This is a genomic window from Pedococcus sp. P1_H8 (assembly GCF_056405175.1).
On record NZ_JBFUCP010000462.1, the window covers coordinates 1 to 363 of the forward strand.

Annotated in this window: 1 pseudogene; it reads right to left on the reverse strand. The window is 70.2% G+C overall.

The features are described 5' to 3' along the window. Nucleotides 1-31: 31 nt before the first annotated feature. Nucleotides 32-363: pseudogene (locus tag AC1DYG_RS20850) on the reverse strand (hypothetical protein); the annotation flags it as partial.

Here is a 363-nt window from a genome sequence, read left to right on the forward strand (position 1 = left end):
GCCGAGCCTGGGCGGCTTTCGGGCGACCGGGTCACACGCGTGCGACCGCGGGGTCGCCGGACTTGGTGGTGCGGGTGATCAGCCAGCCGAAGGCGGCGGCCACCGGGAACATCACCACGCCGTACACCGCGGCCGGCACCGCCAGTCGCACGCTGTCCAGCAGGCTGATCGCGATGGTGATGGCGAGGGTGCTGTTGTGGATTCCGATCTCCATCGAGCAGGCGACGGACTGGCGGTCGGTGATGCCCAGTCGGCGCGGCACCAGGTATCCGACGGTGAGGCTCAGGACGCAGAACGCGACGGCGATCAGGCCGACCTCCGCGGCGTAGTCCGCGATGTTCTCCCGCTCGGAGACCACGGTGC